The 15,010-nt window shown below is 66.3% G+C and carries 10 protein-coding genes; 7 read left to right on the top strand and 3 right to left on the bottom strand.

What is annotated here, in order from left to right; genetic code table 11:
* Positions 1 to 23: 23 nt before the first annotated feature.
* Positions 24 to 896 carry a ribose 5-phosphate isomerase A gene (rpiA, locus tag N5095_RS17825; RefSeq protein WP_267624516.1) on the bottom strand — a complete coding sequence of 291 codons (873 nt, stop codon included), beginning with the start codon at positions 894 to 896 and terminating at the stop codon, positions 24 to 26.
* Between the two features lie 1,174 nt (positions 897 to 2,070).
* Here rpiA and N5095_RS17820 point away from each other — a divergent pair.
* The 3 genes from N5095_RS17820 to N5095_RS17810 all read left to right on the top strand — a co-directional run bounded on the left by N5095_RS17820 (position 2,071) and on the right by N5095_RS17810 (position 4,173).
* A complete protein-coding gene (locus N5095_RS17820) occupies positions 2,071 to 2,868 on the top strand; it encodes a ParA family protein (RefSeq protein ID WP_267624515.1) in 798 nt (265 codons plus the stop codon).
* Positions 2,865 to 3,473 carry a DUF8160 family protein gene (locus N5095_RS17815; RefSeq protein WP_267624514.1) on the top strand — a complete coding sequence of 203 codons (609 nt, stop codon included), beginning with the start codon at positions 2,865 to 2,867 and terminating at the stop codon, positions 3,471 to 3,473. The genes N5095_RS17820 and N5095_RS17815 overlap by 4 nt, the downstream gene beginning before the upstream one ends.
* A gap of 277 nt (positions 3,474 to 3,750) precedes the next feature.
* On the top strand, positions 3,751 to 4,173 hold the full coding sequence (locus N5095_RS17810; protein WP_267624513.1) for a hypothetical protein: 423 nt from the start codon (positions 3,751 to 3,753) through the stop codon (positions 4,171 to 4,173).
* Positions 4,174 to 4,675: 502 nt separating this feature from the next.
* Here the strand turns inward: N5095_RS17810 and N5095_RS17805 are convergent.
* Positions 4,676 to 5,974, bottom strand: a complete 1,299-nt coding sequence (locus N5095_RS17805; RefSeq protein WP_267624512.1) for an orc1/cdc6 family replication initiation protein — start codon at positions 5,972 to 5,974, stop codon at positions 4,676 to 4,678.
* A gap of 902 nt (positions 5,975 to 6,876) precedes the next feature.
* On the opposite strand from N5095_RS17805, the gene N5095_RS17800 reads away from it, so the two are divergent.
* Positions 6,877 to 7,848 (top strand): DUF1616 domain-containing protein, encoded by a 972-nt coding sequence (locus N5095_RS17800; protein ID WP_267624511.1) that lies wholly within the window; start codon positions 6,877 to 6,879, stop codon positions 7,846 to 7,848.
* A 212-nt stretch (positions 7,849 to 8,060) separates the two neighbouring features.
* Here N5095_RS17800 and N5095_RS17795 read toward each other — a convergent pair whose 3' ends face one another.
* Entirely contained in the window at positions 8,061 to 10,028 is a 1,968-nt protein-coding gene (locus N5095_RS17795; protein WP_267624510.1) for a hypothetical protein, read from the bottom strand.
* Positions 10,029 to 10,287: 259 nt separating this feature from the next.
* On the opposite strand from N5095_RS17795, the gene N5095_RS17790 reads away from it, so the two are divergent.
* The 3 genes from N5095_RS17790 to N5095_RS17780 all read left to right on the top strand — a co-directional run bounded on the left by N5095_RS17790 (position 10,288) and on the right by N5095_RS17780 (position 14,947).
* The gene (locus N5095_RS17790) at positions 10,288 to 10,482 is read left to right on the top strand and encodes a hypothetical protein (protein ID WP_267624509.1); all 195 of its coding nucleotides are present in this window, start codon (positions 10,288 to 10,290) and stop codon (positions 10,480 to 10,482) included.
* Between the two features lie 509 nt (positions 10,483 to 10,991).
* Positions 10,992 to 12,932, top strand: a complete 1,941-nt coding sequence (locus N5095_RS17785; RefSeq protein WP_267624508.1) for a glycosyltransferase family protein — start codon at positions 10,992 to 10,994, stop codon at positions 12,930 to 12,932.
* 629 nt (positions 12,933 to 13,561) lie between these two features.
* Positions 13,562 to 14,947 carry a polysaccharide deacetylase family protein gene (locus N5095_RS17780; protein ID WP_267624507.1) on the top strand — a complete coding sequence of 462 codons (1,386 nt, stop codon included), beginning with the start codon at positions 13,562 to 13,564 and terminating at the stop codon, positions 14,945 to 14,947.
* Positions 14,948 to 15,010 lie beyond the last annotated feature (63 nt).

The raw sequence follows: 15,010 nt of genomic DNA, 5'->3' as shown, positions 1-15,010 counted from the left end.
CCCTAGGACCGGGCTCCGAGCGCTCAGAACGAGACGCTGTCGACGCCGTCGTCGGTGCCGTAGATCACGTCGTCGACCATCCCGACGAACAGCCCGTGTTCCTGTGCGCCGGGGATGCGCGCGAGGTCGGTGGCGCGGCCCTCGACGTCGTCCATCTCGCCGAAGTCGCAGTCGACGACGAGGTTGCCGTTCGCGGTGAACAGCGGGCCGTCCTTCGCCTCCGCGTACCGGAGGGAGGGTTCACCACCCTGCTCGCGGACCCACTCCTGTGCGACGTTGCGGGACTCGGGGAGCACCGACAGGGGAACCGGATGCGAGAGCGGCGTCGCCGTCTTCTGCTCGTCGGTGGCGATGACGAGGCGGTCGGCCATCGAGTCGATGAGTTTCTCCCGCGCGTGCGAGGCGCCCCCGCCCTTCACGACGTGGGGATGGTCCGGGTCCCACTGGTCCGCCCCGTCGATGGCCACGTCGAGGGAGTCGAACTCGTCAACGTCCGTCAGTGGGATGCCGAGTTCGCGGGCGAGGTCGTGGCTCTGGAGCGAGGTGGCGACCCCACGTACGTTCTCGAGTTCCCCGTCGTCGAGTTTCCAGCCGATGGCGGCGATGGCCCACGCCGTCGTCGACCCGGTGCCGAGACCGACGTCCATCCCGCTCTCCACGACCTCGGCGGCCTCCAGTCCGCCGCGCTTTCGCATCTCCATCAGCACGTCCTCGGGGTCGCTCTTGATGCGCTTCGGGGAGGGGACGACGCGGATGTGGTCGTCCAACTCCTCGTCGCCGAGGGAGACGCCGACCTCGTCGAGCCGCTCCCGTGCCTTCTCGACGACCTCGGTTCGGTCCTCGGCCCAGACGCTGATCTCCTCGTCGCCGTGCGTGTAGGTGAACTGTTTCGCCATGGTGTGACTCCCGGGGTCCGCCGAACCGGTCGGCCAGCGACCTCCGCCCGCGCGAGCGAGGGTCCGACGGTCGGCGGCCGACGGCCCACGGTCGACGGTCGCCCCGAACGGTCGAAGGGGCGACAGGAGCGGGCATAACGGTACTGGCCCCGCCGGCGGCACCGGACCGGAGACCGCCGCCACAACGCGGCAACTCGTGTGTCGATCCGTCGGACCGCGCGACCGCGCCCGAGCGTAGAATCGGCCGTTCGAGCGTCCAAGGTGGTCTTTACTCCCCCTACCAGATTAAATCTATTCTCGTCAAAGCGACAACAACGGCGATTGGAGAAACATTTTTGTTTTCGGACCGCTTGCGTCCCGCCGGGAGCGCGTACAGTCGCTGACACACCACCACCACCACACCACCGCTCCCACACCGGTTCTACGGCCCTGTTCTCGCTCTCGAGTGTCGACGATAGTCGCGAGCGAACGAAGACGACGGTGACTGCATCGAGCAACGGGTACGGGGCCGGACGAAGAGAGCCGGCCTGGACAGCAGAACGGGTTTTGACGGCAAAACTAGTATAGACGAAGAAACTAGTCAAAGTGGCAGAACCAGTTTGGACGATAGAACCGGTTCGGCCGTGAGAACCGGCTCGGTCGTGAGAACCGGCTCGGTCGTGAGAGCCGGGTCGGTCGGGACGCGTCGTCGGCTCCCACGGGTCGCTCCGGCTCCCTTCCGGACGCCTCGAGCGACTTCCGTGGTGCTGCGGTCGATAGAACCAGTGAGCGAGCGTCGCCGGTACCGTGTTTGGACGAGTCGGACGGACAAGACGAATTTGACGGGTCGAGTGGGTCGGACGAATCGGACGAGCTGGAGGAGTCGGATGGGAGTCGACCGTCGAGGCTCCCCCTGGACGAGTAGTCTCTTCGGGCCGGTCTCGAGCGTGTGGCCGGCCCGGGTCGGGCCGATCTCGGAGGTCCGATGGCTTCGGGGGTGCTACCAGCCTCGGTAGTTCGGCGCAGACGTCCATACAAACTAGTTTGGATAGGTTGTCCGGCAAAATGAGTTTTTACAGTTCTGCTGTGCGAGAGATTTCATCGCGCCGGCGAGAACGGGTAGAAACGGCGGAATTCGGCCGTCTCGAGCGTCTGACGAACGTTTAAGACGGTTCGGACGGACGAACTCATTCGTATGCCAGAACCGGCCAAACTCTGTGTCTCGAATCAGAAAGGGGGCGTCGGCAAGACCACGGTGGCGATCAACGTCGCCGGCGCGCTGAACGCGCGTGGCCGGGACGTGTTGTTCGTCGACCTCGACCCGCAGGGGAACGCGACCGAGGGACTGGGGCTCGTCGACGAGTACGAGTCGCCGCCGCCGAGCCTGTTCGACGTGCTCACCGACCCCGAGGAGCGCGAAACCATCGCGGACCTCGTCGTCGAACACGAGGAGATGGACGTCATCCCGAGCAACATCGACATGACCGCCGTCGAGCCGGAGCTCGTGCTGGCCCGACGCGGCGGCGAACAGCTCTCGCTCGCGCTGGAGCACGTCGAGGACGACTACGACTACGTCGTCGTCGACTGCCCGCCCCACCTCGGCTACCTCGCCGACAACGCGCTGTTTGCGACGCGCAACGTGCTCATCCCCGCACTCGCCGAGAGCACGAGCAAGCGGGCGCTCGAACTCCTCTTCGACCACATCGAGAGCCTCGAACTCGACTACGAGATCGAGATCACCGACCGCTGTGTCGTCGCCAACCGCGTCGAGGAGACCAACGAGGCGAAGGAGATGATGGAGTGGTTCCACCAGGCGTTCCCCGACATCCCCGTCTGGGAGGTCAGAAAGCGCGTCGCCCTCCAACGGGCGTTCACCGACGGCCACTCGGTCGTCGAGTACAGCCCCGACCTCGACATGGCGGCCGTGTTCGACGCGGTCGCCGCCGACCTCGACGAGCAGTTCGGCTTCGCGGACGCGGAGGTGCCGGCGTGAGCGACGACGGCGAGACGGTCGAGGCGGCCGAGGCCACCGAGACGGTCGAGGGGGAGGACCCCGCCACCGGATCGGAGTCGGCGTCCGGACTCCGCGAGAGCCGCGCCGACCGTCTCCGTCGCCGTCGGGAGGCACAGCGTGAACGCGCCGACGGCGCCGACGAGTCGGCGAGCGCCGGCCCGACGGACGAGTCGGTGCGAGACGAGTCGCCACCGGACGTGTCGACGCCAGACGACGGGACTGCCGACGGGTCGGCGACCGACGACCAGGTGGTCGACGAAGCGCCGGTCGACCCGGATGCGACGGCGGTCGACTCGGAGACGACGGCGGTCGAGTCGAGCGAATCGGGGGTCGGGTCGAGTGAATCGAGCGGTGGGAGCGTCAAGGACGAACAGGTCGGGACGTACATGTACCTCCCCCGAACTCAGAAGAAGGAGGTCGAACACCGCTACACCGTCCTGAAAGCCGAGTTCGAGTACGCGTTCGACCGCGACTTCGAGAAGAACCGTCACTTCTTCCCCCTCCTCGTCGAACACGGTCTGTCGGGGCTGGAGGGGTCCGACGCGGACGACGTACGCGAGATGCTCGGAGCGCTCGAACACTGAGCGGCCTCCGCTCGGTCGGTGTACGAGGACCAGAGGTCAACACCGGACCCCGACTCACACGGACGGGTCGTCGGCTCTCTACCGCCGTGGACGGTCGCAGACGTGTTTCTGCGGACACGGTGGTGTTCGGTTCCCGGGGTCGGAACCGGAAAAACGACGCTCGACGCCGTCGCCCGGTCGGTATCCGAGCGTCGGGATCCACCGTTCGAGCGTCGAAGTCCACCGTTCGAACGTCGAGACTCGCCGTCCGAACGTCGACACGGCTAACACCACACCGATGTACTCCAAACACCACTTCCTGATCTCCGTCGCCGTCGCCGCCGCCGTCGCCGGCCTGACGACGACGCCCTACCCCTGGTGGCTCCTGCTCGTCGTCGCCGCAGTCGTCGGGGTCGGTATCGACTTCGACCACTTCCTCGTCGCGGGCATCAACACCGGCGACTGGGAGGCCATCCGGCGGTGCGTTCGCGACCCACGAATCGTCTTCCTCGACCAGGGCGAAATCTTCGAGGAGGGCGAAGTCGGCGTCGTTCGGCGCCTGCTGAGCCACGTCGTCATCGGTGGTCTCCTCGTCGGCGCGCTGGCGGCGGTCGCCCCGTTCCTCGCCGCGTTCGTCGCGTTGGTTCTCTACTTCCACCTCCTCGCCGACCTGGTGTGGGACGTGTGGAACGAGTCGAGCGAGACGGACGAATCGGACTGAACGGCGGTTCGAGCGCTTCGGGAACCGGTCGGGCGGGCCGACCCTCCCGACCCGACCAAACGGGCACCACCTTGTCCGCTGTTCTACTCCGTTCGGAACCGGAGTCGAGAGTCGTTTTCTGCCGAGAGGAACAGCGGACATGGTGGTGTTCGGCGGCGCTACGTCGGTCCGAACGCAAAATAGCCGTTTTACCTGATACGAGTTCGAGCGAAGCGAAATGGCTCCGACGGGAATATCGGAGTATATGACAATATAACGACGGACACGGTGGTGTCGGCCGTCGTCGAGTGAACTGGTCGGTCGTCGAGCCGAACCGGCTCGGACGAGAACCCGGGAAGGGTGGGACGAGTGGAAGGCAGAGCGACGGAGATGAGATGGCAGGAGAGGAGAGGAGACTAGAAAGAAGGGAAGACGTGGAAAGGGAGGGAGGAAGGGAAGAGACGGGATGGAGACAAGGAAGGAAGGAAAGAACAGGGGGAGACGAGAGGCGAGAAACGAGACCTCAGAACTCGTCCAGCGTCGGCCCGTCGTTGGGGGTGGGTCCGGGTGTGGAGTCGTGACGGGGCGACGCCTCCTCGTCGAGACCGTCCTCGTCGTACCGGTCGCTGATGGAGCCGTGGACGCCGACGAGTTCGACCGTATCCTCCATCGCCGAGAGGATGAGGTCCACGTCCATGTCGAGGGCGTACTCCCGATACGTCCCGCCTCGGCGACCCTCGTTTCGCTCGGTCACCGAGATGATCCCCAACATCGCGAGTTCGCTCAAGTGGTCGCGCATCCGTCGGGGGACCAGCGGGTCGCGGTTCGCGAGTTCGGCGAAGCGGGTGTAGCGCGGGCGGACGTCCCGCGAGCGAACGGGGGTCTCTCCCTCCTGGTCGAGCGTGAGGACGGCGTAGAGGACGAGGTGGCCGTGCTCGGTCAGCCCGTGGATGCCCTCCTTGATGCGGCCGCGTTCGAGCGCCCGTCGACCCCGGTTGACGTGTTCGTCGAGGATTCGGTCGGTGTCCTCGTCCCGCGCGAGGTCGCCGGCTTTCATCAACAGGTCTATCGACTGCCGGGCGTCACCGGCGTCCTTCGCACCGTAGGCGGCACACAGCGGGATGACCTCGGAGGAGAGGACGCCCTCGTGGAACGCCACCTCGGCGCGCTGCTGGAGGATGTCACGGAGGTTCATCGCGTTGTAGGCGGGGAAGTGAATCTCCTGTTCACAGAGGGAGCTTTTCACCTTCGGGGAGAGGTCGTCGCGAAAGGAGAAGTCGTTCGAGATGCCGATGAGACCGATCTTCACGTCCTCGACCTTCCCGTTCGCCCGGGCCCGCGGGAGCTGATAGAGGATACTGTCGTCGTTGACGTGGTCGATCTCGTCGAGGACGATGAGGACGGTTCCGCCCTCCGTCTCGAGTTCGCTCCACAACATCTCGTACACCGAGGCGAGCGGGTACCCCGTCGTGCTGATCTGGTTCGACTCCGACCGGAGCTGGTTGACGAGGTTGGTGGCGATCTGATAGGAACTCGTCAACCCGTCGCAGTTGAGGAAGACGACGGTGAGTTCGATGTCGTCGTACTGCGCGGCGTCCTCCCGGAGGTGTCGCAGGAGAAAACGCGTCGCCGCCGTCTTCCCGACCCCGGTCTTCCCGTAGAGGAAGACGTTGTTCGGTTGCTCCCCGTTGATCACCGGCTGGAGGGCCGCCTGAAACGTCTGGAGCTCCTCGTCCCGTCCCACCAGCTCCTCGGGCTGGTAGTCCTCCCGGAGCGCATCACGGTCGCGGTAGATGTCGTGGTCGCGCTCGAACAGTGCCATCGTCCCCCGTTCACTTACCTCCACAATAAAACCACCCCGTCCGCAGTGTCCGCTGTTCTCGGAGTATATAAAGAACGGGCCGGACACACCCCCCCCACCTCGTCCGCTGTTCTCCCCTCGAGAGAGGGGGTGGGGGGTGAAGATGGCGCGAGTATTGTTGGGAAGGAAAATTTCTTGTTGTTAGTCTCCGTTCCTCAGGGGGACAACGTACTACACTACTACTAGCGTTCGCTAGACGAACGACGACGACGGGAGTGAAGACGGAGTAGTCGGACCGGGGACCGTTCCCGCCGTCTCTCCCGCCTCTATCGGCTCTAAAACCGTCGTCACCCGTCGGTACAGGGCCGACCGACGGGGTTCGAGCTCGGCTTCCCGGTCCGTCCGACTCCTCGTCGCCCGAGACCCCCACCCCCACCTTCGGAGCGGAACTGCGGACAAGGTGGAGGGGGTGTGTTCGGCCCGTTCAGAACAGCGGACGTGGCGGTGGCGGCTCGATTCGGGCTTACGGAGACGCCTCGAAAAGCCGACGAAGTCCTGTTCCGATCCGGAAGTTCTCTAATCTATATGAGTGGGATGGCTCATTAGACACTCCACTCCGTCCGCTGTTCCCGGAAAATCGGACCCTCGGACTCCGCAGAACAGCGGACACGGTGGGGTGTTCGGCCCCGTCGCGCTCGCCGAACCGGCCCGTCTCCGAGTCGGCGAGCGTTCGATGGGTACCGACGACGACCGTACCCGGCGACGCCACCACCTCATCGACTGATGACTGTCAGCACGGTTCGTGGGAGGCGATGACTCCCGAGTTCGGCACTTAGCGGACTCATAAGTGTCGGTTCGGGGGAGGGAGGGTCGTAAACCGTCTGGAGTGTTTTTACGCGTGAAGGCCGAAGCGGGGGACAATCGTGAAGCGATGGTTCCACCGGACGGGCGACCTCTCCCTCGCGGCGCTGTGGGTGGGGGTGGCGACGTTCGCCGTCGTCGACGGGCTCGGGGCCGTTCCCGACCCCCTCGCACAGCCGCTCCGCGTCGCGCTCGTCCTCCCGCTCGTGGTCTTCGTGCCCGGGTACGCGCTCGTGGCGACGCTGTTTCCGAGGCGGCGCGACCCGGAGACGGACCCGGGGTCGGCGGTCGAACTCGCCGGAATCGAACGGTTCGTCCTCTCGTTCGTCGTCAGTCTCGGGCTCGTCCCGCTCGTCGCGTTCGTCATGAACTACACGCTCGGCCTGACCGTACTGCCGATTCTCCTCTCGGTCGCCACGGTCACGTTCGTCCTGCTCCTCACCGCGTACGTGCGTCGCGTGGCCGCGCCGGTCGACGCCCGCTGGGGGCTGACACCCATCACGTGGGTACGGCGCACCGTCCCGTACTTCACGGTCGACACCAGCCGGTTCGGTCGTCCGGGGGCGTTCGTCCCGACGACCGGCACCCAGCGGCTGTTCAACGTCGCGCTGGTGGTCGCGCTACTGACGTTCTTCGCCGGTGTCGGCTTCGCCGTCGTGGTCCCGCCGGCGAGCGACGAGGAGTTCACCGAGCTGTCCGTGCTCGGCGAGACCGAGGAGGGGAACCTCTCGACCCGCGCGGTACCCGATACGTTCCAGCAGGGGGAGTCGACACCGCTGTGGGTCGCCATCGGTAACCACGAGGAGGAGCGCACGTCGTACACGACGGTCGTCACCCTGGACGGCGAGGAGGTCGACCGCTTCAGCACGACCGTCGACGCCGGCGAGACCAAGCGCGTCGAGCGGTCGATAACGCCCACGGAGGCGGGCGGCAACCAGACCCTTCGAGTCCACCTCTACCAGGGCGACCCCGGACAGAACCCGAACCCCGAGGAGGCGTACCGGACGCTCCGGGTCTACGTGACCGTCCAGTAGGCCGTTCCCGACCATCCGAGCGGACTGTCCAGTAGCTCGCTTCTAGCTTCCGGTCGTACATCGACGGAACGTCGAAACGACCACGACAGGTGTCTGTATCCTCCCCTTATCGACCGCCGTCCGGCGAATTTCGCGTCGGCCGACTCCGTTCCGACCCGCGCGCTGACCGCCGTAGCGAACGCCACCTCGCCCGGCTTAACCGACGCATAGTATTACGGGTGCTTCGTGTACCGCGAGCCATGGGTCAGAACCCAGGCGGTCAGCGTAACGGTGACGCGCAGTCCCCACGGACGGCCCAGAACACGCAGTCGGGCCAGCAGAACGGACAGGCGCAGCCGAACCAGCAGACCAGTCAGGGAACGCAGTCGGCCCAGTCGGCGAACGGCCAGCCGAATACGGGAGCGAACGCGAACACGACCCGGAACACGGCGGCGAACGCGAACGCCAACGGCGGCACCGCCCGGGACTCGCGCCAACCGAGCCTGGGCGAGGAGATCGCGGGATGGTTCACGGAGACCATCGTGCGTGCGGTCGTCGCGGTGTTCGGGGTCGCGCTCCTGCTGCTCGCAATCGGGCAGATATTCGGCGCCAACGTGCTCGGCGCGGTCGCCGAGTTCATGACGTCCGGCATCGGCGGGTGGCTGCTCGTCGGCTTCCTCGCGGTCATGCTCATCGTGGCCGCGGGGAAGAACTGGCGGGCGACCCGTCACTGACTGAGCGACCCATACCCGGCATTTTTTCGTGCGCTCGATAGCAGCCGACAGCGAGCCGATAGCCACTCGATAGCCACTCGATGACGACTCGATAGCCACTCGATGACCGTCCGGAGACGAGTCGGAGACGACCTCGTCGCGACTAAGCCGAAGATGCCTCCATCTCGACCGAGCAGAGAACACCCCCATCGCGACCCGCTCGAAGCAACGGTTTTCGACCGTTCGCCCCAGTTCATCGGCCGTCGAGCACCAGGAGACCCTCCGAGGGCGCGTCCTCGCTCTGGACCGACACGACGCTCGTTCCGACTGTCGCCGGTCGGCCGCCGGACGCTTCGGCGGCCCGGTCGTCCGCTTACCGACCGGGTAATAAAGACCGTCCGATGGGTACCGAAGCGACGAGACTACGATGTCCGAACGAAGCGAATCGGCGGGAGACGGTGCGTCGGCGGGGGGACTCGGTTCGTCGGCGTCGGGAGGCGGGTCGTTCGAGGCCAGCGGCGTGCTCCAGCTCGGGCTCTTCCTCGTGGGAATCCTCTTTTTCGTCGGCGGCGTCGCCGTCGCGCTCGGGGTACCCGGAATCGGCGGGCTCTCCTCCGGGAGCGCCAACGAGTCGGCGGTGAACGGCTCGTCGCCGGCCGACGTGACCGTGACGGGTACGTCCGCCGGGTCGACACCCACCACGGCGGCCGGTAACGGGACGCCGACCACGGCCACGACGACCGCAGAAACCACCGCAACGAACGCGGCGAACGCGACGAACACCCCGACGACGGCCGCCGAGACGACCGCGGACCGGCCCAACGGGGGCAACGGCGGCGGTTCGGACGGTGACGACGACCGCGACGACGCCGACTCGAACGACGACCGCGCCGACTCGAACGACGACCGCGACGACGCCGACTCGAACGACGACCGCGACGACGCCGACTCGAACGACGACCGCGCCGACTCGAACGACGACCGCGACGACGGCGCCGACGGGTCGACGACGAGCACGACGACCACGACCGCGGAGCCGACGAGCACCACCACGAGTACGTCGACCTCGACGACGAGCACGACTTCGACCACGAGCACGTCGACCCCGACGACGAGTACGACGGATACGCCGACCTCGACGACGAGCACGACATCCACGACGGCGGAGCCGCCGAACTCCACGACGACCTCGACCACGACTGCTTCGACCTCGACAGCCACGACGAGCACGACGACGAGTACGACGAGTACGACGGCCACGTCGACCTCGACCTCGGCGACGAGCACCACCACGAACTCGGCGTCCACTACCGCGTCGACCACGTCCTCGTAGCACAATCGCGGCGGCCCGTGGCACCGCTCGGTGTCCAGGGCCGTTCGTCGTATAGGACGGTCGACCGCCCGAACCCACTCTCCATCGCTCTCCGTCCCGGCCACTCCCGCTCCGACCGCGGGAGTAGACTGTGACGACGGGGGGAAGACTCCCATTCGACGGACAGTTCCCGGCTCCGACAAATCGCCGGTCGTGACGGTGGCCGAACCTGTTTTTGACGCTCGCTCCGTTGTTCGAGACCGAGGCGACTCGGAGATTATCACGATTTCAGAGGAGTCGTGGTACCACGCACCGAAGGCGTTAAGACCCGTCAACGAACAACTACCACCGACCTCGCACGCATGGGGGCGTGCGGAGGCCGTCAGCAGGGAGGAGCCACCCTCCCCGACACCACCCACGACGGAGGTGACCGAGATGACCACCCAGAACATCCACGCAGGCGACGACTGGCCGGACTGCACGCTCGAATTCAGCTTCAATCCGCGGGACCCGGCGCTCGAAGGGCGGTTCGCGCCGAACGAGGTCGTGATTCACGAGCGCGGCAGAATCGGGACGCGCTGGATCTCGGGAGAACGGGATTCGTTCGTGTCGATAGACGAGATGCGGTGAGGAATCGGCGGGACGACCAACCGGCGGCCGGCGGCGAGTCCGCCGTCGACGCTCCTCTTCTCGACTCGGGTCCACGGTCGGCCGTTCGACGGACGGTGAGCGTCCGACGGACGCAGGCGGTCGCCGGGTTACGGGAGTTCGTGGGGCCGCAGTGACAAACACGAGGCACGGTAGCGAACGGCGAGGCCCGACGGCCTGTGACGAGGCACGACGGTCAGCGACGAGACCGCCAGTTCGACACGGCACACGGCGGGATTTAGGTCGGGAGTAAGCGAGTGCCGGCGTCGTCGCCGGTCGTGCCGGTCGCTCGCACGCTCGAAGCTTACCCGGTCAATAACAAAGCGCCTCGGGGACGTGGGTCGGATAAGGAGCGATACGTGTGACACGACGGACACCCAGCTGTCGACCGGGCGACGGCCCTTACACCCTGACGAGCTGCCGGACCCGGAGCCGACCCCGGAGCCAAACTCGGTCCCGGACGCCGATTCGAACTCGGGGGCGGTGAACGGATGGGCATCTCCTCACATCTCCGGGAGTTCGACCGCGTCGCCGCCGGGCTCGGCCTCGTGGCGGCGCTGGCGTTGCTCCCGCTGCCGCTGTTCATCTCTCACATCTACGCGAAGACGATTCCCGTCGTCCTCGGACTGGCGAGTCTCGCCTACCTGCTCGGCCAGCGCGGCGAGACTCGCGAGGCGTACCCGCTGACGCTGCCGACGACGGCGACCCACGCCTTACCGAGTCTCGTGCTCGTCGGCTCGGGGCTGATGCTCGTCGTCGCGAACCTGATGGGGTCACGGACGCCGACCGTCCTCGTCATCGGCGGGGTGACCGGGATTCTCCTCATGATGCAGGTCGCGTTCGCCGACGACGCGGACCTCAACGCCGGCGTGATTCTGCTTCAGACGCTCGCCCTCGGCTTCGCGCTCCGGTTCTCGGCCGTGTTGACCTCCCCGATGTACGTCGGACTCGACGTCTGGGAGCACGTCCCCAACTTCACCCAGGGGATGCTGGAGGCGAACTCCCTGTCCGGAATGGGGGCGACCAAGTACGTCATGGCCCCGCTGTTCCACCTGCTCATCGGGGCGATGTCGATGCTCGGCGACGTCTCGCTACGGACCGCGCTCATCCTCACCGTCGGCGTCGGGATGGTCGTCTCCGTCCTGTTCGTCTACTACACCGCCGAGATTCTCGTCCCCACCCGCTGGGCGCTCCTTGGGGTAGTGCTGTTCACCATCACGGGCAGTGTCATCCGGTGGGGCATGCATCTCATCCCCTCCAGTCTCGGACTCGCGTTCTTCCTCGCCATCCTCTACCTCATCGTCCGCGTCCTCCAGCAGGAGACGGGGCTTCGCGACACCGGACTCCTCCTGTTTTTCTTCCTCGCGATGGCGCTCACCCACCAGGTGTCGGCGTTCATCCTGCTCGTCTTCCTCGGCGCCGGCTGGGTCACTCGGCTGATCATCTCGACGGGGCTGCTCGACCGACAGCTCACGGCCGCACGTAACTTCCACACGGGCGACGTGGAGGCGGTCCCCTTCGGGGGGTACTTCGCGTTCAACCTCGGGTTGCTGACGCTCACGTGGAGTCTGACGCCGTACTACGGCAAGTCGTTTCTCGCCACCGCCTTCGAGTTCCTCTACAACTCCGCGGTCCGCCAGGGCGACGTGAGCCTCTCCGGACCGACCGGCGGCGGCGCCGGCGGCCCCACCCCGACGCTGTTCCAGGAGATACTCCTGCAGTTCGACGCCATCGGCTTCCTGCTCTTTTTCTTCGGGACGACCGTCGGCTGTCTGTACGCCTTCCGCAAGGGTCGGGCGACGCAGGCCGTGTTGACGCTCGTCGCCGCCGTCGTCGTGATGACGGCGTTCACCCTCCTGCCGCCGGTGCTCGGGGTCGGGACGTTCCTCTCCGGGCGCTGGTTCGCCTTCCTCTACGCCATCATGGCGGTCGTCACCGCCATCGGCTTCGACTACCTCAACCGGGGGCTGTCGCCGACGGCGTTCGTCGTCCTCCTGCTTGTGTTCACCTACGCGTTCCCGATGGTGATGGTCGCCTCGCCGAAGGGGGTGGTCGACGACCCCGTCGTCGACACGCTCCAGGGGCAGTACAACTTCGACGAGCAGGACCTCGCCGCCGGGCAGTTCACCGACGAGTACGCGAACCCCACGTCGAGCAACCCCATCGGCGTCGACAACCCGTGGGCAATCCAGTTGAACGAGAAAGACGAGAGCGACTACATAGTGGCATCTGTACCCGAAGGAGGGACCGCACAGGAAGACAGGGTGCTGTATCGTACCTACCAGACCGACCGCGCTCCGGTGTTCGGCGACGGGAACCCCGACGGGGAGGCGACGCGCATCTACCGCGTCACCCCCGAGGTGATGTGTCAGGGCAAGAGCGTCATGTACGCCAACGGTGACGTGATGCTCTGCTCGAACACCGCCGTGTAACGCCGGGTAGGAGCCTCGCCCGCCGGAGCACCTCTCGTCCCCTCTCGCTCCCCGTCTCCGACACGCGGAGTCGTCGTTCTCGCCTCTCGTCGTCGCTCTCGAAGGTGGCCGGCCGTCCCATCCGGCGGGTCACCGTGGGACGCCGACCCGGCCGCGGCCCGGCACCCGCCGAACCGGTCACCGGATTTCCCCGCCGAACCGGTCACCGGGTTCCTCTCACCGAACCGGTCATCGGACCTCTCTTCGTCGAACCAGTTACCGAGCCCCGCTCGTCGCCTCGATTCGCTCGCTGGTGTGTCGTGGCCGGGTGTGAACGACCGATTGACCGCCCCGCGGCGCTCTTTCTTTCGTTTCATCGGTGGAGAAGACGCCGCCGAGACGCTTGCCGTCTCCGTATTCGCCCGTCCCGTCGTGTGGGTCGTTCACGCGTTTCGGGGCGCGTCGACGGGGCTCTCGACGGTTTCAGCCGTTTCACGTCCGTTCGACCCGCCGAGGCCGGCGGAGCGGTCGGGTTCGCGGCGTGAACGCGGAAATCGGCCGCGAGCGGGCTTATCACGGTGCTAAACGCGTTCGAGAGGCGCTTATGGGACGTATAGTAAGGTGGCTGGCGACGGGAGGGGAAGGCAACGATGGCATCCGACCGAAACCGAACGCTCCGGCGCCGTGCGTACCTCGCCAGCGCGGGGGCCGCCGGTGCCACGCTCCTCGCCGGCTGTGGCGGGAGCGCCGGACAGAGTGCGAACACGACCGGAACCGAGAACAACACATCGACGACCGCGACGACGTCGTCGTCGACGACCGCCGGGAACGCCACCGCCGGTAACGAGACCGCGTCGGGCAACGAGACGGCCGGCGGTGCGGGCGAGGGGCAGGTCGACGTGAGCTCGCTCCCCGGCGGCTACGAGCCGATGACGGAGCAGGCCGCCCAGTTCGAGGACCTCAGTGCCTGGGCCCCCGACAGCGGCGTCGAGCTGACCGCGGAGACGGAGGACGTGTACACGGGCTCGCAGTCCGCCCACGTGAAGGGGTCGGGCGGCACCATCCGGCGTGACTTCCCGGTGCCCATCGACCTGACGAACAAGGACATCTCCTTTGCCATCAAGGTGAACAAGCCGCGCCCGACGAACGTGCGCATCTGGATGCGCGACACGGACAACAAACAGATCAAGCTCATCCAGCAGATCAACCCCGTTCCGGGCCACCCCGACGGCTGGCTGCGCGTCCAGCCCTCTATCAACGACGCCGCGGGGACGACGCTGAAAGCCGAGACGATGATGATCACCGTCGACAACATCGACGGGACGGCGCCGGACTACCTCATCGACGACCTCCGGTTTACGCCCAAGCAGGCGAAGAAGGGGAAGGTGCTGTTCACCTTCGACGACATCACCCCCTCGCTGTACACCGACATCTTCCCGGTGATGCAGGAGTTCGGCTTCAAGGGGACCGTCGGGGTCATCGCCGACGCCATCGGCGACAGCGGTCGGCTCAACCAGTCCCAGCTCGACGAGATGAAGAACGCCGGTTGGGAGTTCGCGAGCCACAGCAACGACTTCTCCGCCCTCGCCGGGATGGACCCGTCCGCCCAGAAGAAGAAGGTGGAGTACTCGAAGCGCATCATCAAGGAGCGCGGGCTCGGTCCGGTGAACTCCTTCATGTACCCCGGCGGGCAGGTCGACCGCTCGCTGCTCGAGACCGTCGAGCAGAACCACGACTTCGGCTTCCTCGCGTTCAAGGGGAGCGAGAAGGGGCTCTCGCAGTCGGCCATCCTCAACCGCGGGTTCGTCAACCGTTCCCGGCCGGACACGGCCGACGCCGTGGAGAACCAGCTGAAGGAGGCGGCCGCGTACAAGGGCCTCTACACCATCTACATGCACGGCGTGGACGACGGCGACGAGTTCACCAACACGAAGTCGGAGTTCCGCAACATGTGTAAGCGGGTCCAGAAGTACGTCGACCAGGGGAAGGTCGAGGTCGCCCAGCCGAAGGACCTCACCCGCCTCGACGGCGTCTGAACGGCCAGACACGCCGTAGCTGTCTCCTCGTATCACCCCCACCTATACCCCCACCCACCCACC

It is taken from the genome of Halobium salinum, assembly GCF_026586625.1.
GTDB lineage: Archaea > Halobacteriota > Halobacteria > Halobacteriales > Haloferacaceae > Halobium > Halobium salinum.
This window is presented reverse-complemented; position numbering and strand designations above follow the sequence as displayed.